20 protein-coding genes and 1 pseudogene are annotated in these 24751 nt (G+C 32.4%); 8 read left to right on the forward strand and 13 right to left on the reverse strand.

Features of this window, described 5'->3' with window-relative positions:
• Nucleotides 1-5: 5 nt before the first annotated feature.
• Nucleotides 6-710 (reverse strand): annotated as a pseudogene (locus AC5LW9_RS01190) (N-acetylmuramoyl-L-alanine amidase); the annotation flags it as partial.
• 67 nt (nucleotides 711-777) lie between these two features.
• Nucleotides 778-1245 (reverse strand): tRNA (adenosine(37)-N6)-threonylcarbamoyltransferase complex ATPase subunit type 1 TsaE, encoded by a 468-nt coding sequence (gene tsaE / locus AC5LW9_RS01195; RefSeq protein ID WP_065738149.1) that lies wholly within the window; start codon nucleotides 1243-1245, stop codon nucleotides 778-780.
• 134 nt (nucleotides 1246-1379) lie between these two features.
• On the opposite strand from tsaE, the gene tusB reads away from it, so the two are divergent.
• The 3 genes from tusB (at nucleotide 1380) to AC5LW9_RS01210 (ending at nucleotide 3501) form a co-directional block, all read left to right on the forward strand.
• Nucleotides 1380-1661 (forward strand): sulfurtransferase complex subunit TusB, encoded by a 282-nt coding sequence (gene tusB / locus AC5LW9_RS01200; RefSeq protein ID WP_493456165.1) that lies wholly within the window; start codon nucleotides 1380-1382, stop codon nucleotides 1659-1661.
• Nucleotides 1662-1826: 165 nt separating this feature from the next.
• Entirely contained in the window at nucleotides 1827-2390 is a 564-nt protein-coding gene (gene tsaC / locus AC5LW9_RS01205) for an L-threonylcarbamoyladenylate synthase type 1 TsaC (RefSeq protein ID WP_144092584.1), read from the forward strand.
• 4 nt (nucleotides 2391-2394) lie between these two features.
• Nucleotides 2395-3501: an anhydro-N-acetylmuramic acid kinase gene (locus tag AC5LW9_RS01210; RefSeq protein ID WP_493456166.1), complete on the forward strand. Its 1107-nt coding sequence runs from the start codon at nucleotides 2395-2397 to the stop codon at nucleotides 3499-3501.
• Between the two features lie 6 nt (nucleotides 3502-3507).
• Here the strand turns inward: AC5LW9_RS01210 and kdgR are convergent, their stop codons facing one another.
• The 4 genes from kdgR to AC5LW9_RS01230 all read right to left on the reverse strand — a co-directional run bounded on the left by kdgR (nucleotide 3508) and on the right by AC5LW9_RS01230 (nucleotide 6853).
• Nucleotides 3508-4302 (reverse strand): DNA-binding transcriptional regulator KdgR, encoded by a 795-nt coding sequence (gene kdgR, locus AC5LW9_RS01215; protein WP_086309374.1) that lies wholly within the window; start codon nucleotides 4300-4302, stop codon nucleotides 3508-3510.
• Nucleotides 4303-4419: 117 nt separating this feature from the next.
• Nucleotides 4420-4740 (reverse strand): cupin domain-containing protein, encoded by a 321-nt coding sequence (locus AC5LW9_RS01220; RefSeq protein ID WP_065601995.1) that lies wholly within the window; start codon nucleotides 4738-4740, stop codon nucleotides 4420-4422.
• 96 nt (nucleotides 4741-4836) lie between these two features.
• Nucleotides 4837-5631 (reverse strand): gluconate 5-dehydrogenase, encoded by a 795-nt coding sequence (locus tag AC5LW9_RS01225; protein ID WP_065739115.1) that lies wholly within the window; start codon nucleotides 5629-5631, stop codon nucleotides 4837-4839.
• A gap of 49 nt (nucleotides 5632-5680) precedes the next feature.
• The gene (locus AC5LW9_RS01230; protein WP_065738145.1) at nucleotides 5681-6853 is read right to left on the reverse strand and encodes an oligogalacturonate lyase family protein; all 1173 of its coding nucleotides are present in this window, start codon (nucleotides 6851-6853) and stop codon (nucleotides 5681-5683) included.
• Between the two features lie 250 nt (nucleotides 6854-7103).
• On the opposite strand from AC5LW9_RS01230, the gene AC5LW9_RS01235 reads away from it, so the two are divergent.
• Nucleotides 7104-7739 carry an RpiB/LacA/LacB family sugar-phosphate isomerase gene (locus AC5LW9_RS01235; protein WP_493456167.1) on the forward strand — a complete coding sequence of 212 codons (636 nt, stop codon included), beginning with the start codon at nucleotides 7104-7106 and terminating at the stop codon, nucleotides 7737-7739.
• A 292-nt stretch (nucleotides 7740-8031) separates the two neighbouring features.
• Here AC5LW9_RS01235 and AC5LW9_RS01240 read toward each other — a convergent pair whose 3' ends face one another.
• The 4 genes from AC5LW9_RS01240 to AC5LW9_RS01255 are packed head-to-tail and all read right to left on the reverse strand — an operon-like array spanning nucleotide 8032 to nucleotide 14676.
• Entirely contained in the window at nucleotides 8032-10275 is a 2244-nt protein-coding gene (locus tag AC5LW9_RS01240; RefSeq protein ID WP_493456168.1) for a right-handed parallel beta-helix repeat-containing protein, read from the reverse strand.
• A 30-nt stretch (nucleotides 10276-10305) separates the two neighbouring features.
• Nucleotides 10306-11472: a pectate lyase family protein gene (locus tag AC5LW9_RS01245; protein WP_493456169.1), complete on the reverse strand. Its 1167-nt coding sequence runs from the start codon at nucleotides 11470-11472 to the stop codon at nucleotides 10306-10308.
• 20 nt (nucleotides 11473-11492) lie between these two features.
• On the reverse strand, nucleotides 11493-13058 hold the full coding sequence (locus AC5LW9_RS01250) for an SGNH/GDSL hydrolase family protein (RefSeq protein WP_086327439.1): 1566 nt from the start codon (nucleotides 13056-13058) through the stop codon (nucleotides 11493-11495).
• Between the two features lie 49 nt (nucleotides 13059-13107).
• Nucleotides 13108-14676, reverse strand: coding sequence for an oligogalacturonate-specific porin KdgM family protein (locus AC5LW9_RS01255; RefSeq protein WP_198227445.1), 1569 nt, complete (start codon nucleotides 14674-14676; stop codon nucleotides 13108-13110).
• A gap of 287 nt (nucleotides 14677-14963) precedes the next feature.
• On the opposite strand from AC5LW9_RS01255, the gene AC5LW9_RS01260 reads away from it, so the two are divergent.
• The gene (locus AC5LW9_RS01260; protein ID WP_198227443.1) at nucleotides 14964-16466 is read left to right on the forward strand and encodes an MFS transporter; all 1503 of its coding nucleotides are present in this window, start codon (nucleotides 14964-14966) and stop codon (nucleotides 16464-16466) included.
• A gap of 73 nt (nucleotides 16467-16539) precedes the next feature.
• On the opposite strand, the gene AC5LW9_RS01265 is transcribed toward AC5LW9_RS01260, so the two are convergent.
• Nucleotides 16540-17319: a Cof-type HAD-IIB family hydrolase gene (locus AC5LW9_RS01265; RefSeq protein ID WP_198227441.1), complete on the reverse strand. Its 780-nt coding sequence runs from the start codon at nucleotides 17317-17319 to the stop codon at nucleotides 16540-16542.
• A gap of 1 nt (nucleotide 17320) precedes the next feature.
• Nucleotides 17321-18004 carry a DnaA inactivator Hda gene (gene hda / locus AC5LW9_RS01270; protein WP_065738138.1) on the reverse strand — a complete coding sequence of 228 codons (684 nt, stop codon included), beginning with the start codon at nucleotides 18002-18004 and terminating at the stop codon, nucleotides 17321-17323.
• A 950-nt stretch (nucleotides 18005-18954) separates the two neighbouring features.
• Between hda and mnmG the strand changes: the two genes are divergently transcribed.
• Together mnmG and rsmG are read left to right on the forward strand one after the other, a co-directional pair.
• On the forward strand, nucleotides 18955-20847 hold the full coding sequence (gene mnmG, locus AC5LW9_RS01275) for a tRNA uridine-5-carboxymethylaminomethyl(34) synthesis enzyme MnmG (RefSeq protein WP_086326516.1): 1893 nt from the start codon (nucleotides 18955-18957) through the stop codon (nucleotides 20845-20847).
• The gene (gene rsmG, locus AC5LW9_RS01280) at nucleotides 20825-21424 is read left to right on the forward strand and encodes a 16S rRNA (guanine(527)-N(7))-methyltransferase RsmG (RefSeq protein WP_198227439.1); all 600 of its coding nucleotides are present in this window, start codon (nucleotides 20825-20827) and stop codon (nucleotides 21422-21424) included. The genes mnmG and rsmG overlap by 23 nt, the downstream gene beginning before the upstream one ends.
• A 45-nt stretch (nucleotides 21425-21469) precedes the next feature.
• On the opposite strand, the gene AC5LW9_RS01285 is transcribed toward rsmG, so the two are convergent.
• Nucleotides 21470-22735, reverse strand: a complete 1266-nt coding sequence (locus tag AC5LW9_RS01285; RefSeq protein ID WP_198227437.1) for an N-acetylmuramoyl-L-alanine amidase — start codon at nucleotides 22733-22735, stop codon at nucleotides 21470-21472.
• 559 nt (nucleotides 22736-23294) lie between these two features.
• Between AC5LW9_RS01285 and miaB the strand changes: the two genes are divergently transcribed.
• A complete protein-coding gene (miaB, locus tag AC5LW9_RS01290) occupies nucleotides 23295-24722 on the forward strand; it encodes a tRNA (N6-isopentenyl adenosine(37)-C2)-methylthiotransferase MiaB (RefSeq protein WP_065738134.1) in 1428 nt (475 codons plus the stop codon).
• Nucleotides 24723-24751: the final 29 nt, after the last annotated feature.

Consider the following 24751-nt stretch of genomic DNA (forward strand, 5'->3'; position numbering starts at 1 on the left):
AATTTAGGGTTCTGTTTTACGTAGTTTTTTATACCTTGATAAATGGCTTTAGCAATCTTATCTTGATGGGCATTACTGCTTAACAGACGCTCTTCTTCTTGGTTAGAAATAAAACCAACTTCAATTAAAATCGATGGGATATCAGGTGAACGTAAAACACCTAAACTTGCATGTTCCGGCAGATTTTTATGAAGATTAGTTACACTTTTGATTGATTTTAAAACTTGCGTTGCTAATTCATAACCTACTCGCTGAGAATAAGAAAATTGTAAATCTAACACCGCTTGATTTAAGTGACGATTATTATCGTCAGCGAGAACATCACCAGCCCCGCCTAATAATTGAGATTTTTTTTCATCTTGTTCAAGCCATCGACCAAGCTCAGTATCGGCTCGTTTGGTCGATAAAACCCAAACTGATGCGCCAGTTGCATTACGATTTGGCGCTGCATCAGCATGAATTGAAACTAATAAATTAGCTTTATTTTTTCGAGCAATGTCTGAACGCTGGGGAACCGAGATAAAAGTATCACTGCTCCGGGTTAATACTCCTTTAAAACTAGGATCTTTATTTAACAAATTAGTCAATTTTTTGGCAATTGAAAACGTAACAGTCTTTTCATATAAATTACTTTGACCTATTGCACCAGAATCTTTACCACCATGCCCTGCATCAACGGCGATCACTACTTTAGTTGCATAAGCTGAACTACAAAACACTAATAACATTAAGAAAGTAAGTAATTTTTTCATGATCTTTTACCGTTAATGTTTATTGTTAAAGATTAATAATAGTTCGACCCTTTTCGCTTTTTGCTTGCACACAAGCCGTTCGCTCACAGGCTAAATAAGCCAAATGAATTTCGAGATCAGCACTTGGTAATATACCTTGTGCTTGTTCAGGCCATTCAACTAAACAGATCGAACGCGAAGAAAAATATTCACGAATACCCATAAACTCAAGTTCTTCAGAATCAATTAACCTGTATAAATCAAAATGATAAACAGAGAAATCACTAAACTGATAAGGTTCAACTAAAGTATATGTTGGACTTTTGACATTACCTATATGACCTAATTGTTGTAAAAATCCACGACTAAATGTGGTTTTACCTGCACCAAGGTCACCCATTAAATAAATAACTATCGTATCATCATGTGTGGATAAATAGTTTAAACATTGCTTAGCAAGTTTGCCACCCAATGAAATAGTTGCTTGCTCATCGGCTAAAATAATAGGTTTCATGATGAATTCTTTGCTCAATAAATAGTCCTTATTATATACTAATAACCATTAAAGATGTACCAAACAAGATTAACTTGCTTTTCTGTCAAAAAGTTTCAGGTTAACTATACGTTTCAGTATAAAAAGTGAGAATTATGTTACATACTATTTCAACCGCTAATCAATCAATCGTAGATACACAATTAATATCGCAACAAGATGCCGTTTTATTTTGGCAAAACGGTGTGATTATTGCGCTACAAGATAATCCATTATTGGATAAAATTATCAAGAAAACTACACATTGCTACATTATTGATAATGATATTCAAGCACGTGGTTTACAGCCATTTATTGATCCAAGAGTCAAAATTATCAATATGCAGCAAACAGTTGAATTAACAGCAATCAATTACCCACAAATGAATTGGCAATAATAAGGTTATTTGTAAACCAGCCCAAACTGTCAGTTTTAATTATCTTAATCATTGTGTTTTATTATCGATAATTGTGATGTTTTAAATTAATCTCAGCTAATTTGCAAATCTAAATCCCTAGGTTTAATATAATTTTCAATCGTTTTAATTAACATTTAAATCTTAATGACAAATTTATTAACACTATCAGAATGTAATGATCGTTTAAAAAAGGGTGATGTTATTGCTTACCCGACCGAAGCGGTTTTTGGATTGGGTTGTGATCCTAACAGTGAAGCTGCTGTACTAACCCTACTAAAGTTAAAGCAGCGCTCAATTGATAAAGGGCTAATTTTAATTGCAAGTCATTATCAACAATTACTCCCTTATATTGATGATTCATCCCTTAATAAAGAACAAAAGCAGTTAGCATTTACGAGCTGGCCCGGACCAGTCACTTGGATTTTTCCCAAAAATAGAACAACGCCCTATTTTTTAACGGGTAAATTTGATTCTATCGCGGTGCGAGTCACTGATCATCCTTTAGTTTGTCAGCTTTGTGATCTATTTGGTAAACCTCTCGTTTCGTCAAGTGCTAATCTTTCAGGTCATAATCCCTGTCGAACTGTTTTGGAAGTCAAAAGACAATTTGGGGACGATTTTCCTGTATTAAACGGTGAAACCGGCCATCGCTTACAACCTTCTGAAATTAGAGACATAAGAACAGGTAAAATCATTCGACAAGGATAACATTATGCAAAATTTATATATTGGTGTAATGTCTGGTACCAGTATGGATGGTATTGATATTGCTTTAGTGAATATAACAGAAAAAAAAGTTACATCAATCGCTAGTGATTGTTATCCAATGCCAGCCCATTTAAAACAACTTCTACTGACGTTATGCGAAACCAAACAAACCTCATTGCAAAATTTAGGTGAAATTGATCACATACTTGGGCAGCTTTTTGCTGATAGCATAAATCAATTTTTAAAAGATAATCAGATAAAAAAACACCAAATTACAGCTATAGGATGTCATGGGCAAACCATTTACCATGCACCAAGTGGCGCAAATCCGTTTACCATGCAAATTGGAGATGCCAATATTATTGCAGCCAAAACAGGCATAACCACTATCGCAGATTTTCGCCGTAAAGATATGGCTTATGGTGGTCAAGGCGCACCACTGGTACCAGCTTTTCATAAAGCAGTATTGCAAGATCCACATATCAATCGTGTGATACTTAATATTGGAGGAATAAGTAATATCACTGTTTTAATACCTCAATACCCTGTAATAGGTTATGACACAGGTCCTGGTAATGTATTACTCGATGGATGGATCAAAGAGCAGTTAGGTAAAAACTATGATCAAGATGGATTATGGGCAAAAACGGGGAACATTAACCAAGATTTACTAGATTATCTTTATAAGGAAAATTATTTTCAAATGCCTGCACCTAAAAGTACGGGTCGAGAACTATTTAATTTACCTTGGTTACACAATAAATTAGCAGGTTTCAATTTAGCTGCGCAAGATATCCAAGCAACTTTAGTTGAGTTGACAGCTTTATCTATTTCCAATGAAATAAAGAAATTACCAATAGAAAATGGATTATCTTGTGAGCTGTTAGTGTGTGGAGGTGGCGCAAAAAACCCTCTTCTTATGGCGCGTTTATCTCGATTACTTCCGTCATGGGCAGTATTAACAACAGATACAAAGGGCATAAATGGTGATGATATGGAAGCGATTGCTTTTGCTTGGCTTGCTTATTGTAAAATCAATAATCTTCCATCAAATATTCCAGAAGTAACAGGAGCAAGCCAAGCAGTAAGTTTAGGGGTTATTTATCAATAATTATCGTTAATCTGATGATTTTGACTGTTTATTATAACCAATTAATTCAGATATTTTTGCTGCAGCTTGACTAATTTCACTCACTAGTTTAGCTTCATCTTCCTCAGTACTGCATCTAAAAATTGAGGTTGATAAACTTAAGGCAGCAATAATATTGCCTAAACGATTATAAATGGGTACCGCAAAACAACGTAAACCAAGCTCAGATTCTTCATCATCTTTGCCGTAGCCTAAACGTTTAACTTCATCAAGTTCAGCAAAAAATGCCTCTTTACTTGTAATAGTTTTAGGTGTGTATTGAACAAAATCTATACTATCAACTAAGCTTTTTTTGCTTTCATCATCTAACCAAGCTAATAATACTTTACCTAATCCACTAGCATGCACCGTCGCTTGATTACCTATTTTAGACGTTAAACACAGACTATATTGTTCTGATGCCACTTTATTAATGTAGATAATTTGGTCACCTTCACGAACGGCTAAATGAATCGTTTCTTTTGTTTTATCCCTTAACTTTCTCATCTCTAAATCAGCAATAGCTAAAAAGTTTTGGTGATAAAGCACACGGTTACCTAAATCAAGTAATTTCAAATTAAGAGAATATTTATCTGAATCTTCTTCTTGATTAACATAACCTAATGATTTCATGGTTTGTAAAAATCGATAAGCTGTGCTTTTTGGCATCATTACTTTTTGCGATAATTCTGATATAGCAATGTCTTTAGATTCAGATAAAGCTTCTAAAATTCCGAAAACTTTTAAAACCGAAGCAACCGATTCTGGTGAGCTATCATTCATTATTAGCACATCTCCTTACTAAAAATTAGTCATTATTCTATTATTAAACGATCAACTAGAACAAATAAAAACTATCGAAAGTATATCATAATTAATAATGAGTCGTTACTAGCTATTTTATAAAAAATCTAATCTCTGCGGAGTAAACATATCAAGCAACACACCCGCTTGTTTGCAAACGCAACCATGCTCAATATTAGGCTTTTTATATAACGTATCGCCAGTACGAACAATTTTGGTTTCATCACCAATAGTAAATTCGAATTCACCCGATAAAACATAAGTGAGTTGTTCGTGTGGATGATGATGCATTGCACCAATAGCGCCTGTTTCAAAATGAACTTCAACCGCCATCATATTACCATCATGCGCTAAAACTTTACGTTTAACGCCATTTCCTAAATCAATTAATTCAATATCCGAATTAAAACAAAACATGACATCACTCCTAAATTCATAAAATAAACAAGAGATAATAAAAATATATCTTTATTTTATTATCTCTTAAATTAACTAATTTTTAAGCTTATTTAATTAAGGTTGTTTACCAATATAAGCCAAAATACCACCATCAACATAAAGAATATGACCGTTTACAAAATTTGAAGCTTCAGATGCTAAAAATACGGCTGCACCGGCTAAATCATCAGGAGTCCCCCATCGTCCTGCAGGTGTTTTAGCAATAATAAACTGATCAAATGGGTGACGAGAACCATCTGCTTGTTTTTCACGTAATGGTGCAGTTTGAGGCGTGGCAATATAACCCGGACCAATACCATTACATTGAATATTGGCATGACCAAATTCAGAACAGATGTTTTTAGTTAACATTTTTAAACCACCTTTAGCGGAGGCATAACCAACAACCGTTTCACGGCCAAGCTCACTCATCATTGAACAGATGTTGATAATTTTACCACTGCCTTTTTTGATCATTGAAGGAAGAACCGCTTTTGCCATAATAAATTGACCTGTAAGGTCGATATCAATAATTTTTCGATAATCAGCAGCACTTGTTTCAAGCATTGATTTACGTTGAATAATGCCGGCATTATTCACTAAAATATCAATCACACCATGTTCTTTCTCAATTTGAGCAATGGATTTTTCAACAACCGCTTCATCTGTAATATCAAATAGATAGCCATGTGCATCAATACCAGCCTCTTTATAAGCATCAAGGCCTTTTTGTAAATTTTCAGGTACCACATCATTAAATACGATTTTCGCTCCAGCACTCGCTAATGATTTTGCTATCTCAAAACCTATGCCATAAGACGCGCCCGTTACCAGCGCTATTTTATTGGTGAGTGAAAATTTATTTAAAATCGACATAATTATATTCTCCGTTATCGTTATGATAGACAAAAAGGGGCTATCACATTTCTTCTAATATGTTAGCTGGCACTTTGGTTAAATAAAGTGCGGGTTCATCTTGTGCATCACATGAGTATAAAACGTATTTATTATCAGGTGAAAATGATGGATGAGGATGAGTCACTTGACGATCACCATCTAAAACTCGCCATGTACTATTATGCTTAACCAATTTATGTGCTGTTTTTGTTTTAGGCGCTAAAATATAAAGCCATGGATCATTTTCAATTTTGTAACCACTGGTATCAATTACGTCAACTGGGCTGCCAGTTCCATCTCCAATATACAGCGTACCATCAAAATTACTCATTAAGTGTGAACAAGCTGGCATCTCCATAATTTCTTTATCTTCATTCGTCACAGGATTATAAAGACGGATATATCGTTCTTGTTGTCCTTTCATATAAGACACATAAGCAAGTCCTGATCCATCTGGAACCCAAAATTCATGAGTACAACTCTCACCAGGTAAATTATCATGGGCTTTTCGTTCATTTTTACCATCACGATCGACCAACCAAATTCTTGCATCAACTAAATCATGAGGCCCTTCATGGCAAAATGCGATAGTATTATCATCAAAAGGTCTAAAAATTGGATGTCCTAACCATACATTTTGATCAATTACTGTTTTAGCTACACCCGTTTCAATATTAATCTTGATTAAACGGCAGTGTGGATTTTTATCATAAAATGCTTTAAATATTGTCCAGTCGGTAAGCGGTGTCCAATCTTTTTTATCAATTTCAATACCGACAATTTCATTACAATCACTATTGGCAACCCATGTACCATAACCTACCCATTCATCAGGTACAGTATAAACATTTTTTTCTTCTAAAGTTTCAAGATTAACTTGTTGTAAATTGCGTTCGTTTTTTACATAGTATAAAAATTTATCATCTGGCGATAAAAAACCACCAAAGGTATTATCACCAGGTCCTTCGGTTAGTTGTTTTGCTGTTTGGTTTTCAATATCAAGTAAGTAATAGTTACGATTAGTATCAAACTCACCAGCAAAAAGTAGCTTTTGGCCATCATTAGTAAAGCACTTTTGATAGAAATAATTGCGATGGCATAAAATACCTTCTGGCGTTAACCGAATAATTTCATTTTTTGAATCTTCATCAGTAAATGATGAATATGATAGCTTTACGATATTCCCCTTAGCCATATAAACTCCCTGAATAGAAATACACAAATGTTTAAAAGATATTCATTTATAAATATAGTAATATAAAAAGATTGATGATTTTGTGACTTTCATCACATTGCAATAAATTTATTAAAACATCGTTTTATTTTACTTAAAAAAATTGATATATTTTTTTTCAAGTTTATAATGAAAGTAAAATGTACTAATAACCAATTACAACACTTTGTTATGTAATAAGTTATTATTTCAATCAAAATAGAGGGAAATTATGAAAATAGCACTAATGAACGAATTTAGCCAAGCAGCTAAGAATCCAATTATTTTAAATGAATTAAAAAACGCAACTGAGAAACATGGACATACGGTTTTTAATGTTGGTATGGATGGCGACAATGATAAAAAATTAACTTATGTTCATTTAGGTATTATTAGCGCTATTTTATTAAACAGCAAAGCTGTTGATTTTGTTATCACAGGCTGTGGAACGGGACAAGGCGCATTAATGGCATTAAATGCATTTCCAGGTGTTAACTGTGGTTATTGTATCGAGCCTACTGATGCTTACTTATTTGCACAAGTGAATAATGGTAATGCTTTATCACTTGCTTTTGCTAAAGGCTTTGGTTGGGGCGCAGAACTGAATGCTCGTTATATTTTTGAAAAAGCATTCGATGGCGAAAAAGGATTAGGTTATCCGCCTGAGCGTCGCGAATCTCAAAACGCTAATGCCGTAATTTTAAATGATATGAAAAATGCAGCAGGAAAAAGTTTAATTGAAGCCTTGAAATCGATTGATCAATCATTACTTAAAGATGCAATCAGAGGCGAACGTTTCCAAAAATGTTTATTTGAAAACAGTCAAGATTCTGAGATTACAGATTTTATCAAAAGTTTACTAGCTTAATTTAGAATTAATTATTTACTACATCCTAAAATTTTGTGTCATTTCAACTTAATTGATGAAATGGCACATTTCTCATTACTTCTTATAATCTCTTTATTTAATAGATTCAAATAAAGTGGTATTAAATATCACTATTAAATTTAATTATTTTTTAGCAACAAATCTTAAACACAATTAATTATCATGTAATAAAAATTGAAGAATTAGATTAGAAAAGGAAAATTTGAAGATAAAAAAAGCGCTAAGCCTGATTATTAGACTTAGCGCACTATCTTTTAATTATATTGTTTGATTATTTCGCTTTATTTTTTTCGATTAAGGTTTTTAACTCTTTTGGTAATACAATATTACCGTTTTCATCTCGAGTTATTTTAAATTCAACATCACGTTGCCATAATTCATCACTGGTCACTGATTTAAAATGTTTACTTTTAATCTGAGGTCCAAATGAATCTTTTATTGCTGATTCCCAGCTATCACGAATAGAATAGTTATTTTCAAACGTCACCTTTGGTTTTAAAAACGCATAAGGATTAGCTCGTAAAATATAATTATATCTTGCACTATTAATCGAAATATTATTGTTCATTATATAAGAACCAGTATTAAAGTTATCTGTAAATCCATCCATATTATTGTTTAATGAAATAGAATTGATAATTTTATGATTTACTGGTTGTCCTTCAGCACCTAATTTAAAGCCATTACCAATACTTCCTTTAGCAATGTTTGGTTTAGAGAAAGGAAAACCATTTGAATAAGTGACTGAACTGTCAATTAATACTGGTTCATTTGGACCATCTTCAATTTTATTATAAAGATCAAACCCATCATCGGTATTATTATGCGCAATACATCCTCTAAATACATTTCCTTTACCAACACCTAATTTAGCAGCAAAGCCATCCGCATTTTTACCTGATTTATCCATATTATTATAAGAATCAGAGTTAAGAATTAAGTTATAAGATGGCCAATAAATTCTATTTTCGTTTTTATTTTTGGCTGATATTGCAAGCCCTGTATCACTATTATTACGGGTAATAACTTGATCAATGACATTATGACTACCCGAAATTCTTAAATAGGCTGGCTTATTATCTTTATCATCAATATTTCCATCAAAGATAACGTGTTTAATAGACCAATAGTTGCTGTCTAACTTAAATGTGTTATTGATAAAAATGGCTTTATGTTTATTAATTGCTTGTATCGTTTTTAATTTATCTGGCAATCCGCTTAATTGAGCTGGAAGAGTTATACCGTCGTAATAGCCATCCATCAAATGAATAACACCACCAGGGACAACGCTATTAACGGCTGTTTTAAAATCCACTGGTGATTGCTCAGTACCTTTATTATCTTTTTTACCTTCTGGTGAAACAATAATGTTAGATAAATCTTCAATTGATGATTGATTTAAATCTACTGTAAAGGTTTGTGTATTAGTTTTTCTTTTATCTTTAAACTCTACAGTAAAGACATTACTACCCTCTTTTAGCTGAGTTGGGAACTGTAATAATTTACCCGTTTGCGCCTTTAATTTTTTATTAATTTCTTTAACGGTTACAGTACCTGAAGTATTTGGGAAAAACTGTAATGTATAATTTTTACTAAATACATTTTGTGGTGATGATAAGGTTAAAGTTGGCTTAATATCCACAATAACTTCTGGTTTAACCGGCAATTTATCATAGTTAACTTTTTCATCATTAAGCGTTAATTTAGAATTTTTAAATTCAACTTTTGCATTTCTAGACGCAAAAAAACCAACATAAATATTTTTATTATCTTGTTGATTTAAAAATCCTGAATAATCATTGGTTGCCCACTGTTTCTCTTCACCTGTCGCATTATTTTTCATCGATAAGATAAATTGATTGTCTGTTCTTGTCATTGTTAAATGCATACTTTTCACATTAACATAGTTAACATTTTCAACATAACCAACTTTCTCAATTGATATGCCTTCATTACCCCATGCTTTTTTTACGCCATCACGTACTAAGCCAGTTACTTTTACTAAATTATCATTTTTTTGATTTTGAGTAATTAATGCATTCATAATTACATTTGAAGCATTAGGAAACTCTTCGTAACCCGCTGGTTGCGGTTCACTTCTAGCAACGCCAATGGTATCACGAACAAATAAACCAACCGCTTCTTGAGCAGCAGGAGTTTTACCATCCACTTCAGGTCCGATTTGCTCTAAGGTAACATCACTTTCTAATATAAAAGTTTGGTTAGCCGGTAATTGGGTATAAAACACCACCATTCCATCATGTGAGTTAGCAATTTTACCTCCACGACTTTCTAAATAAAAATCAGCAGGTAACTGATAAGATTGATTTGGAACTAAATAATCGTTTTGACCAGCTATCCAAGCATTATTGGTTCCCACTTTTTCTGGTTTTATAAGCGATGCAAAGTTTAAGTCTGTCGATTGACCAAAGGCTATCGTTTTCCATTCTTGTGCAGAAGCAACGTTAGCATAAAGCGTAGATAGACAAAGTATTGAAGTTAATATTTTTTTCATTATGGGTCCTAACATTTTTTATTACAAATTTTAAAGCTTTCCATTACCGACTAATTGATTGTAGTTATTGCTAAACTGTTTGATATCATCCAAGTTATATTGATAAGGCACAGACCAATTCAAATTATCATCAAAATCACAAGAAGATAATTTCAATTTAGATTCATTAAATAAAGATTTTCTATCTAGTAGGTTGTTACCTTTAAATTGTTTAGCTACTTTGCAGTGATCTTTCAAACCATCAATCATAAATTGGTTATTTTCAGAAATAACACTACCTCTATAACCTAGACCAATTGAATATTGGTAAGGATAGATCGTTTTTGATTTATTAACTGACCCTTTAAAAAGGTTGTTATACATGTGGATTTTGCCAAACCTAACTCGTGGAGCTCGCTGAGTAATATCAGAAAAAACATTATGATGAAGTGTAATATTTAATTTATTTTCATCTTGTTGAGCATTTTTATCGCTGTGCCCAATTAACATGGTTTTATCATGATTTTCAAATAAACAATAAGAAATAGTAATAAAATCGCTACCGCGCTTAATATCTAATAAACCATCATGTTGTACATATTTCCAGCCATCTTTTTCTTGATACATATCATCAGTAAATTTACCGTCAGTAAAAGTGACATGATCAACCCAAACATAACTTGAAGAAATAATATTAATGCCGTCCCATTCAGCATTCCAACCATCACCCTCTTCAAATTTTGGTTCAACATCAATTGGTGCTTCAATTTTTAAATTACGAATAATGACATTCTCAACATCAGATAAAATAATTGAGCCATTGATAAAACCCGCATCTTCACCCACACCAATTAACGTCGTATTACTAGGAATTTTGATCAGGGAACGTGATTTTTGATCTTCAAAATTTTTATAAGGTTTATTTTCACTAACATCAATCACTCCTGAAATTTGAATAATCCGCGGTTGATTTTTGTTGATCTGAATAGCATCAAGAAGATCTTTCTTATTATTCACTAGGAAGATCATCTCTTTTTTCGCTTTAGAACCACCTGTTGTTCCACGCTTTGTTGCGGAATTGAATCCACCAAAGCCATTGTCAGGTGCAACATCAAGTGCTTGTTTAACTTTTATGGGTGCGGGTGATAATGCGTAACTGTTAAAGCTATATGAGTTAATTGCTAATGGAATTAACACAGCGATAAGTCGTTTTTTCATTTTAATTGATACCTTAATTTTTATTGATGAATTTTATTAAGATCAACAACCAAATCTTGTTTTAACTGAGGATCGTTGTTGATAGCTGTCGCGATAATTTTAGCTATCGCTTGTGCACCTTTTTCTTGAAAATGGGTAGCATCAGGATTACTAATCACGCCAGAAGTTTGATTTTTATAGTAGGGGTATTTAGGATCATTAGGATCAATAACTAACCAGTAAGACTGCCAGTCATTTTTATGTTGATTAGCAAAGTCAATACTTAATGATTCTAAATCAATTAAAGTTACTTGATTGACTTTAGCGGTATGTTTAATGGTACTGGAATAATCCCCCCAATAAGCAAAACCGGGTTTATTGGCGGTATAATGCATATGACTAACAGGATCGTTACTCTTATTTTGATAAGCAATTTTATTATTTTTATCTTTAAAACGAGTAACTGGCGTCATTAAAATAGGTGTCATCTCTAACTCTTTTGCCACAACAAGGTAATTTTCCAGAGAAGATTGAAATGACATACTCTCTTGTTTTAATGGATGTTGTTTTTGATTGTTATCGTCATTAGGGTAAGTACATAAATTAGCAACATCTACTTTACCTCGTTTCGGATTGTTACCATCACATTTTTCATCATTATGTCCAAAAGCAATGATCATATAATCGCCTTTTTTCATAAAAGGCTTCATCAAGTGAAACCAACCTTCTGTTTTAAAACTACGGCTTGAACGACCAGATTGTGCGCCATTAATGACAATCGTATCTGCTTTATCATTGATGAACTGATCAAAAACTTGTCCCCACCCCATTCTTGGATAAACTTTTTTATCGTAATTCGAGGCGGTTGAATCTCCCAAAATGAAAATACGTTTTTTAGCGTTTATATTTTCTTTTTTTTGTTTAACCGATTGTTGATAATCAAAAGGTGAATCTTGGCTTATTGGTTTAAAACGCATATCAAGCAATACCGTTTCACTTATTTGACCTGTTGCGGAATGATATCCTCGATTAAATAACATAACATCAAGTAAGTCTTTTATTTTTGGACTATTCGTCGTAATTGGATCAAAAGAGTTATCCTCAATACCTACTTGAAGCAATGCTTTATCAAATAATAGATGAAATTTATTATACGTTTTCTTTAATAAATCATCTTCCACAAGAGAAGGTAACGGATTATCAACAAATTTTTCAGGCCCAATAAGATTAACTTGCTTAGCCAGCTCACTGGTTAAATAATCAGTTAACGGATTAATATTAACCGTATTTTTTTCATCTTGTTGTAAGGTATAAACATATGAAAACAGACAATTACCATTACAAAATTGATCATCATGCGCTTTACGTTCTAGCGAATTTTTGTTCGTAAAAACAATCAGTGGTGGTGTAAGATTTGATACATCTTGCCGATAAAACCCATCATTATTGGTGGTTGTTTGTAAAACTTTATTATTAGCATCACGAATAATCACGGATGCGTCTATGGGTTTATTTGCATAAGCATAACCTTGTATGATTGTATTTGCTGATACTTGATTAATTGAAACGCCAACTAATAAAAGTCCAAAAAAGGTTTTCTTCATCATCTTTTCACCACTAACTTGTTTTTCCTAACTTTTTATTAACTCACTAAAATTAGAATAAATATGATAATCCTAGGGCTAATTTAGTTTCCCTTGAGTCAGAATGGACACTTTTAGCCACATCTTCTGCAGCAAAATTCACTTGCCAAGCTTTCGTTACTTGCCAATTTATATCTAACTCTTGCTGATAATCATGTCGTTTATCATTTTGTAATACATAGTTCCCTTTTAAGTATGAAAAGCGATAACCAATGTTCCAATCAGGAGATAGGTTAATATCGGTTCCAACATCAAAGCGATTACGGGAGCGATTATCGACATAACCTTGAACACTATCTTCGCGTTTGCTTCTTGAAACTTTACGATATTCAAAACGATATTGACTATAAAACGATAAATCATCGCTTTGTAACCAAGTCAATTTTAATGCTGGAGAATATCGAACACCTGGGCGTTGTGAATCACTTACATCACCCAACTGATAATGAGGTAAGTTTTCGACACTTTTCGCTTTATAACCACCGCCAGAATAGAATCTAACTTCGATATTTGGTGTTAGAACCCATTGATCAGCTAAATAGAAGTTGTAACCGCCATAGATTTGATAATGGCTTGAAACAAGATCATCAAATAAAATTCTATTTTTTATTTGGTTATAGGTATTTACACTAAGACCTATATAGCCTTTTTTATTAAAATCTACATATAAACCAAAACTATCGCCATGATAATGAGAACTTAAACCATAATGGTGTGCATATTTAAAATAGGTTTTGTAGGAAAAATCGGAATCTTTACTATTTGATTGACCAAAAGCATAATTGAAACCAACTTTAAACTTAGCTTGCCTTGTATCGGTTGTTTTATTTTTTGATACATCAGAAATAGAAAAATAAGGACGAAATAATTTTGAATAATTGTAGGTTATTTTAAATTCTTGTTCATAATCATTTTTTTTGTTGTTATAAGCGATATATTTATTTTTATCAAATGTCCCTTTAGAAAATTTATAAGAATTATTAGTAAAATCACCAAGGTAATAATTAAAGGTATAAGCAAGATTGAATGCTTTAAATCCAGAATAGTTCAATGCCCAATCAAAGCGGTGTCTACCACTATTACTTGTGGCTTTATATTTAACTTGCTGGCCAGATACTTTTGCTGTTTTGTAGCGTTCAGCTTGGGATATTTTTTTCCATTCATAGCGATAACGTATACTGCTTGACCAATCGCTATTAAATTTATAACTGTATTTTAAACCCGGCTGATATAGAACTAAATCTTTACTAAATCCTAATTCTAATGCTGGAATTATCGATCCCCATCCATTATCAAGAGTGATATTTTTTTGAATAACAACACCACCTGATCCACCGTGCATATCATCATATAAAACATCACGTTTGTTTCCTCCACCTTCAGTAACACCAAATTTGAATTCATATTGCCAATTATTATCTGTTTTATGTATTAGTTTAATCGTGTCTCCATGAATTCTATCCATTGATTTCCAGTTATGTTCATATTGAAAAACGGTTTGACCAGAACCAGCAAAGCTATAGATAGGAAAGGTAGATAGAAACATTAAAAGCGGTATTTTTTTTAATTTATAATTACTCATTATTGTTTTCCTATTTTTTAAAATGCTGTTTTATATTTTTTAACATTTTATTAATGTTTTCTGTTAATAAGATCACAATTTAAAAAAACAGTTCTAAAAAAATAATAAAAACATGATATTTATAATGTTACTTTTTAATACTACACATATAGTAATTTTCACATTAACCAAATTGTTACCAAAATCACATTTCTAAAAAAAAATTTGGAATAAACTTGTATAAATTAAATATTATTTTAATAATATTTTTAAAACAGTATTTCATAATTGTTAAGGAAAATAGATTTATGGCTTATAATCAGAAAAAAATAACCTTACTAACTCGATTTTCGTATGGTAGTGGTAATTTAATAGGAAGTGGTGCATTAGCAATCAGTGCTGCTTGGTTATTATACTTTTATACAACCTTTTGTGGACTTTCGGCATTTCAAGCAACGTTAATTTTTTCAATTGCGACTTATTTAGATGTGATTTTAAATCCATTAATGGGATTTATTACTGACAATTTTAACCATACTAAGCTTGGACGTCGATTTGGCCGTCGTCGATTTTTCATCTTATTTGCCATTCCATGTATGATTATTTACCCATTACTTTGGCTTGATGGAATGAATTTCTGGTACTACTTAACGACCTATATTTTATTTGAATTCATCTATACCATGATTATGATCCCCTATAATACGTTACCAGTAGAGATGACTAAAAACTTTGATCAACGTACTTACTTAGCGGGTTCAAAAGCAATGTTTGGTAAAGTTGCTAACTTCTTAGCTGCTGCTATCCCTGGCGTATTTTTCTATTTATTTGATGGAAAAGACTCTCCATTACCATTTTTATTAACGGGTATAACTTACGCATCTATCATGGCAATTGCACTCATTTTACTTTACTTAAACAGTTGGGAAAAATCAGTTGATGAAATTGAAGATGAAACAACTTCTGGTCTTGGAGAAAGCATTGTTAAATTATTTTCAGATGTCTTTTCAACTTTCCGTTTAAAAACCTTTAGAAACCACTTAGGTATGTATCTATTTGGCTTTGGTGCAGAATGGTTATTTGCTGCAACGTTTACTTATTTCGTTGTATTTAACTTAGGTCAACCAAGAACTTTTGTTTCGCAAATGAACAGTTTAAGTAGTATTTGCCAATTAATTTCAACCGCTTTCTTTATGGCTTGGTGTGTAAAACGCGGATTTAAAAGACCATTTGTCATTGCTATATTAATCGTAATTTCTTCAGTAGTCGGTTATATCGGTGTCTACTACCTTAACATGCCTCATGTTACTTGGATTGTTATTGGTATTACTATTTGGTTCGGTTTAGGAACAGGCGGTGTCTATTATATTCCTTGGAGCGTATACACATTCTTAGCAGATATCGATGAAGTACTAACAGGCAGACGCCGTGAAGGTATTTATGCTGGAGCAATGACCATGGCGGGTAAATTAATGCGTGCAACAATTGTCTTTGTCTTAGGTATTGTATTGAAATACTCTGGTTTTGTATCTGGTGTAGATGCAGTTCAACCACAAAGTGCAATTACTGCAATTAACTTAGTATTAGTCATAGGTGTGTGTGGAATGGCATTATTAGGTATTTTCTTCACATATCGTATGAAATTAGACAAATCAACTCATGCACTTATTATTCAAGAGCTTGATAGATTGAAAAATGGTGGTAAAAAAGAAGATGCAACACCAGAAATAAGAAGCTTAGTTAAAGAGTTAACTGGTTTTGATTATGATAACTGTTTTGGTAACAATAACGTTGGTTTTAAACAACACTAATAAAAATAAATAATAATAATATAATCAATTATAAATCATCTAATCTAACCAATTAGATGATTTTTTTTATATTCTAGATTAAACCAAATTTTTCTAATGCTTTAGCAATACCATCATTATTATTGGTATCTGTTATATATTCAGCTTGGTCTTTTAACCCATCAACCGCATTTCCCATAGCGATTGGATGATCAACAGTAAGAAACATTTCTAAATCATTCATACCATCACCAAAGGCATAAGTTGGCACATCATCAAACCCTTTCATTTTTAAAAGTTCCTTAATACCTCTGCCTTTTGAACCACCATGATTAAAGACATCAACACAATAAGGAGTATTACGAATAAAAGTGAGTTCAGGAAACAACTGACGATAAGCCGATTCACCTTGTTCACAAAGTAATAGCAACATCTGAATAGGTTCTTTTAAATAGATTTCATCATCAACAGGAGGAACATCTTGTTTTAAATAGTGATAAAATTTTTGTGCTGATTGACTATTTTCACTAATTCGCATTGTTTTGTAATTATAAAAAGACAAAGGAATATTTTTCTTTTCTCTAGAAAATTCATATAACCGAGTGATAACGTTTTTATCAATATTATTGGTAAATATCACCTCTTTTTCATAAACAACAACTTGTCCATTCATCCCTATAATCGAGTCTATGTTGGTTTCTTTCATCAAATTAACAACTTCAAGCGGAGTTCTTCCTGTTGCAATCATAGGTATCATATTATTTTGCTTAAGTTTTTTTATTGCATCATAAGAACTCGGCAATAGATCTATATTGCTATTAAATAAAGTACCATCTAAGTCAAAAAATACGATAGCTTCAGGTTTTTTAGTCATATTACAAATCCAAGATATTTTTAATAAAAGGAATAGTTAACTTACGTTGTTGAGCTAATGTTGCTACCTCAAATTTCTCTAATAACGAAAATAAGGTTCGCATATCACGATTTACACGTTTTAATAAAAATAACCCAACTTCTGTTGATAATTCAAACCCACTTAATTGAGCTCTTAGCTGTAAAGCTTTAAGTTTATCATCATCACTTAATTCTTTTAATTGATAAACTTGCCCCCAAGACAATCTAGAAACCAAATCTGGTAAGATAAAAGAGATCTGTTTAGGTGGAGCACTTGCAGTAATTAATAACTTAGTAATGTTCTTTTCTGTTAATCGATTAAATAAATCGAAAATAGCCTCTTCCCAATCCCTATGGCCCGCTATAGCATCAATATCATCTAAACATACTAAATCATAATTATCTAATCCCTGTAAAATTTCTGGTACTAAATGATAATACTGTTTTAAAGGAATATAACTGGCTAACTTATTTTGACTTGATGCATGTAATAGATGAGTACGGCCAGAAACCGTTGCTGACCATATATAAAAGGCATTAAAACTCTCTTTACCCAATAAGGTTTGCAAAGAATCAAACAATAATTGATTATCACCTACATAAAAACTATCAAAAGTTTCATTATTAGGTAATGAAAAAGGTAAAGGTAGCTGTGAAAGAGTAATAAAGAAACCTCACAATAAAAAAACGAATCGTATTAAGTATAAATTTGCTTTTATAAAAATCAATCACTTTTATGGAAAAGTAAATTAGATCCTATAAATGTCTATAAAATATTTAATTTTAAAGCAACAAAATACTTTGTAAACTTTCTAAGTTATAACTTCAAATAATTAAATATACAATTTGTATTGGTATGAAACTAATCACATTATCATTATTTATCAAGAACAAAATAACTTATGTTCAATTACATAAAAATACTTTGAGTCGTTCAAATATCATTACACAATTTTCATCACGCTAATTTTGTTTTTTTATAATAAATAATTTAAGCACAAATACTGTTATATATTATTATAAACGAACTTTAATATATCATAAAATCATTGAATTAACCTGAGCTATATTTTCTGATCTAAAAGTAGTTCCGTTAAGTTAAAAATTTAAAAATATTTTCAAAGATCCTCTTATTAATTTGATCCCTTAATCAATATTATAAAAATAGATCATATTACCAAGTGTAAAAATAACCCAATAAAAAGCTAAAAATTAAGCAAACAAACTTATTTTTTGTGGATAACTCTGTGGTAAAACCGGATCATAAGCTGTGATAAGCATATTAACAACCTAAAAAAATAAATTCGTTGTGGATAAGTAATATATTTATCAACAATCTTAAACAGGAAAAGATCCGATCAATTAACAGAGTTTATTCTTCAATAAGATCTTATAAAATAATTAGAAATAAAAGTTATCAACATAAAGGATCCACACTAATAGTAATAAAAATAAAAAGATCATATAAAAGATCTTATTTAATTTAGATCGCGATCAAAATAGATCATTTGACGTAATAAAAAAGATGAGTAAAATTCCTTACGCTAAATAAAACCAAATCACTTGATCAAAAAAATTGATCACCTATATATAAAATAACAAACGAGGCTTTTTTATGTTTTATCCAGATCTTTTTGATGTCATTATCGTTGGTGGTGGACATGCTGGAACCGAAGCCGCTATGGCATCAGCAAGAATGGGGCGGAAAACACTACTTTTAACCCATAATATCAATACATTAGGACAAATGTCTTGTAATCCAGCCATCGGTGGTATAGGTAAAGGTCATTTGGTAAAAGAAATTGATGCTATGGGAGGATTAATGGCACATGCTATTGATCTAGCAGGGATCCAATTTCGAATATTAAACAGCAGTAAAGGACCAGCTGTAAGAGCAACACGCGCCCAAGCAGATCGATCTTTATATCGGAAGGTAATTAGAACGACACTTGAAAACCAAGAAAATTTGATGTTATTTCAACAATCAGTTGAAGATGTGATCATTGAAAACGATCAGATCACAGGTGTTGTCACTCAAATGGGTGTTTCTTTTAAAGCAAAAGCCGTAGTATTAACCACAGGTACGTTTTTAGACGGTAAGATCCATATAGGACTTGATAATTATAGTGGTGGACGAACAGGCGATCCTGCTGCTATAGGTCTATCTAAAGCATTGCATCAATATCCATTTAGAATGGGACGTTTAAAAACTGGTACTCCACCAAGAATTGATGCCAGAACAATTGATTTTTCACAATTAGGTACACAATATGGTGATGATCCTGTTCCGGTATTTTCATTCTTAGGTAAAGCAAGTGAACATCCTAGACAGATCCCGTGCTATATCACTAGCACCAATGAAACGACACACGAGATCATTCGTAATAGTTTGGATCGCAGCCCTATGTATACAGGTGTTATTGAGGGTGTTGGACCACGATATTGCCCATCAATAGAAGATAAAATTATGCGTTTTGCGGATCGTAATTCGCATCAGATCTATTTAGAACCAGAAGGATTAGACAGTAATGAGATCTATCCAAATGGGATCTCAACAAGTTTACCGTTTGATACTCAACTTGCTTTTGTTAGAAGTATGAAAGGATTAGAGAATGCGAATATTGTCAGACCGGGGTATGCGATCGAATATGATTATTTTGATCCTCGAGATCTCAAACCAACGCTTGAAAGTAAAGTGATCAAAGGATTGTTTTTAGCAGGACAGATCAACGGTACTACGGGTTATGAAGAAGCCGCAGCTCAAGGTATGTTAGCAGGATTAAATGCCGCACGCTTTGTTTATGATCAAGATCAATGGTATCCAACGCGTGATCAAGCTTATTTAGGAGTATTAGTTGACGATCTTTGTACACTTGGTACCAATGAACCTTATCGTATGTTTACTTCACGCGCGGAATATCGTTTAATGCTTCGTGAAGATAATGCAGATATTCGTTTAACGGAAATTGGCCGTAAATTAGGTATGGTTGATGATTATCGTTGGCAACGTTTTAATGAAAAATTTGAAGCTATTGAGCAAGAAAGAGCGCGTTTACGTGATATATGGGTACACCCGCATATTGAAACAATCGATGAAGTAAATGCGGTATTAAGTGCTAATCTAACCAAAGAAGCCAATGGTGAAGAGCTGCTTAAACGTCCTGAAATGAGCTATCAAACCTTAAAATCACTGTCACTTTTTGCGCCTGGACTGTCTGATGAGCAAGCTGCTGAACAAGTTGAAATTCAGGTCAAATATGACGGCTATATCAAATTACAGATAGAAGAGATTGAACGTCAAAAACGTAATGAAGAAACACTTATTCCTGATCATATAGATTATGCAGAAATTTCAGGTTTATCAAACGAAGTTGTTGCCAAATTAAAGCAGCATAAACCTGTATCAATTGGACAAGCTTCACGTATATCAGGTATTACGCCGGCAGCGATCTCAATGCTATTAGTTTATTTAAAAAAGAAGAATTATGTTAAAAAAGAAACTCACTAATCTTATTGATCAAACGGATCTTTCGATCTCTGATCTACAAATTGATCAGCTGGTTAACTATGTTGAAATGCTTAATAAATGGAATAAGGCTTATAATTTAACTGCGGTGCGCGATCCAAACGAGATGCTCATTAAACATATTATGGATAGCTTAGTTGTGTCGCCTTATTTAATGGGTCAATCTTTTATCGATGTGGGAACAGGTCCTGGACTGCCAGGTGTCCCATTAGCCATTATTAATCCTGATAAGCAATTTGATCTGGTTGATAGTTTAGGTAAACGTATTCGTTTTTTAAAACAGGTACAATTTGAATTAAAACTTACCAATATCAATCCAGTGCAAAGCCGGATTGAAGAGTATACCGATAAAAAATTTGATGGTGTTATTAGTCGTGCTTTTGCTTCTTTGCAAGATATGCTTAGTTGGTGTAAACATCTGCCTAATCAACAAGGCGCTTTTTATGCTCTAAAAGGCAGTGATATTGATGCTATTCCTGTCGGTTTTACACTTAAACAACATATTAAGCTTACCGTTCCACAATTAGATGCGGAGAGAAGTTTAGTTATTATTCAATAGTTTTATTACTCAAACGTATAGTTTACCTGAAACTTCTTAACAAACTTATTTTTTACGTTTTTTCAGGTAATCTTTAATACCATTAACAATAGCGGTAGATATTTGGATCTGGAATGCAGCTGTATTTAATTTCTTTTCTTCATCGGCATTACTAATGAAGCCTGTTTCAACTAAAACAGATGGAATATCAGGTGCTTTTAATACTGCAAAACCGGCTTTTTCAATTGATGGTTTATGTAATTTGTTGACACTCTTCATGCGATTTAAAATTGAACTACCTAAAATTACACCATTGCTAAGCGTAGTTTTTTGTACTAAATCTAAAATAGTGTTATCTAAGTACTTATCGCCACTGCGACTTACTCCACCTATTTGGTCGGCTTCATTTTGCGTTTGTGCTAGATAGCTTGCAGCTGAACTACTCGCTCCTTTAGTAGATAGGGCAAAAACAGTTGATCCTTTTACGGATCGATCAACAAAGGCATCAGCATGAATCGAAATAAAAAGATCCGCTTGTAAAGATCGAGCTTTCGCTACTCGCACATTTAAAGGTATAAATACATCTTCATTACGAGTCATATAGACTTTTATATTGGGTTCTTTCTTAAGTAGATCATAAGTGCGTCGAGCTATTTGCAATACGATATCTTTTTCTCGTGTTTTTTTCAAACCAATAGCGCCCGGATCTTCACCACCATGACCAGGATCAAGCACTACTATTACTGGTGGTGTTTTATTTTGTGTGTTTTTCTTCTGTGGTGGTTTCTTTTTATTGTTATCAACTTTGATTTCAGACTGTTTTTTAATAAGCTCACCATCTTTATACTCTTCTAATAGAGCAAGTAAAGGATCATCATCTTCAGTTGAAGCTACTTTGGATGGATAAAGATCGATAACTAAACGATTCTTATATTTTTCAATAGGTGGAAGTGTAAAAGAATTTGGATTAACATCCTGTTTTAAATTGACCATTATTCTTACAGTTTCGTTATTTAGCTTAACAACATCTATCGATTTAATATAAGGATCGTGACTTAACACTTTTGATGATATCTTTTTTAAAGTCGCATCTAAATTAATATCATTAATATCAATAGCTAGTCTTATTGGGTTATTTAGTAAAGAATATTTATATTTTAGACGCGTATTGGTCTCTATTGTAATTCTTGTATAGGTTGATGAAGGCCAAACACGTACTGCAACCACTTTCGCTAATGTAGCAGCAAAGCCAACACGAGTGACAGATAATAAACATGTCGCAATGATGCCTTTAATTAATAGGCGCTTTGTTGGACTGTGTGTATTGGGCATATCTAAACTATTTATTTACTGAGACAATTGACCGCAAATAATAACATAAAATATTTATTTTTTAAAAAGAATGATTATCATCTTCACCTACTTTTTTGATAGAAGATTTATCTATATTTGCTATTTTAGATGAATTGTTATTCTTAATAAATGATTAATTTATTATTATTTTTTTATTAATAGATCCACTTTAATAAATATAATAATGCAAAAAAAATGCTTTAAATTCAACATGAAGTTAATTTTTATGTGATTTGCTCTTAGTATTTTAAATTAAACATTGTTTTAGTTATCTCTTTTCTATATATCGAATTAATCAGAAATAGATAGTTAACCAAATATTAGCGTTTCTGTCGAAATTATGAAAATTTTAACTGGGGTTAATTTATAATCTGCAATATAGCCGTAAATTTTATTAAAAAATATAAAGTATTACCTTGTTTTACCGTTTTTTATTTTATTATAGACCCTACAATCACAAAGGATTACAATATAAGGCGCTAAAATCGCGGATTTAAACCCGTTTTCATTTTAACAATTAATTATAGCTGAGTTATTGATGAGCAAAAAATTACATATAAAAACATGGGGATGCCAAATGAATGAGTATGACTCAACCAAAATGGCTGATCTCCTTGAATCCACCCATGGTTTAACATTGACTGAAAATGCTGAAGAAGCAGATATTCTATTACTTAATACTTGCTCTATTAGAGAAAAAGCCCAAGAAAAAGTATTTCATCAATTAGGACGTTGGAAAAATCTTAAACAGCATAATCCTAATATTATTATTGGAGTTGGTGGTTGCGTGGCTTCTCAAGAAGGTGCTCATATTCGTAAACGAGCCCCTTTTGTCGATATTATTTTTGGACCACAAACGTTTCATCGTTTACCTGAGATGATAGAGCAAGTTCGTAGTGGTAAAGGTCAGCATGTTGTTGATGTTAGTTTTCCTGAAATTGAAAAATTTGACCGTTTGCCTGAACCTCGCAGTGAAGGTCCAACAGCATTTGTCTCTATTATGGAAGGATGTAACAAATATTGTACTTATTGCGTGGTACCTTATACTCGTGGTGAAGAAGTAAGTCGACCTTGTGATGATGTTATTTATGAAATCGCACAACTGGCTGAACAAGGTGTGCGTGAAGTAAATTTACTGGGTCAAAATGTTAATGCTTATCGTGGACCAACTTTTGATGGTGATATTTGTTCATTCGCTGAGTTATTACGTTTAGTGGCTGCCATTGATGGTATTGATCGTATTCGTTTTACCACCAGCCATCCAATTGAATTTACTGATGACATTATTGATGTATACCGTGATACGCCTGAACTGGTTAATTTTTTACATTTACCAGTACAAAGTGGTTCTGATCGAGTATTAAATTTAATGAAACGAACCCATACGGCAATTGAATACAAATCCATTATTCGTAAATTACGTAAAGTACGTCCTGATATTCAAATAAGTTCGGATTTTATTGTCGGTTTTCCTGGTGAAACGCAAGAAGATTTTGAGCAAACCATGAAACTCATTGCTGATGTTAATTTCGATTTAAGTTATAGTTTTGTTTATTCTGCTCGTCCAGGTACGCCTGCTGCAGAAATGGAAGATAACGTATCAGAAGAAGAGAAAAAACAGCGTCTGTATATTCTTCAAGAACGTATTAATCAACAAGCAATGCAATTTAGCCGTCGTATGTTAAATACAGTACAACGTATTTTAGTTGAAGGTCCATCTAAAAAAGATTTGATGGAATTAACTGGTAGAACTGAAAACAATCGTATTGTTAATTTTGAAGGTTATCCTGATATGATTGGAAAATTTGTTGATGTTGAAATTACCGATGTTTATCCAAATTCTTTACGTGGTAAAGTGGTTCGAACCGAAGATGAAATGGATTTACGAGTGAGTCAATCACCAATGTCTGTGATATCTCGAACTCGTAAAGAAAATGATTTAGGGGTGGGAATTTATCATCCATAGTAAAAAGTAGATATTTAATTAACTTATTA

The sequence above is a fragment of the Gilliamella sp. LMG 34360 genome, from assembly GCF_984568995.1.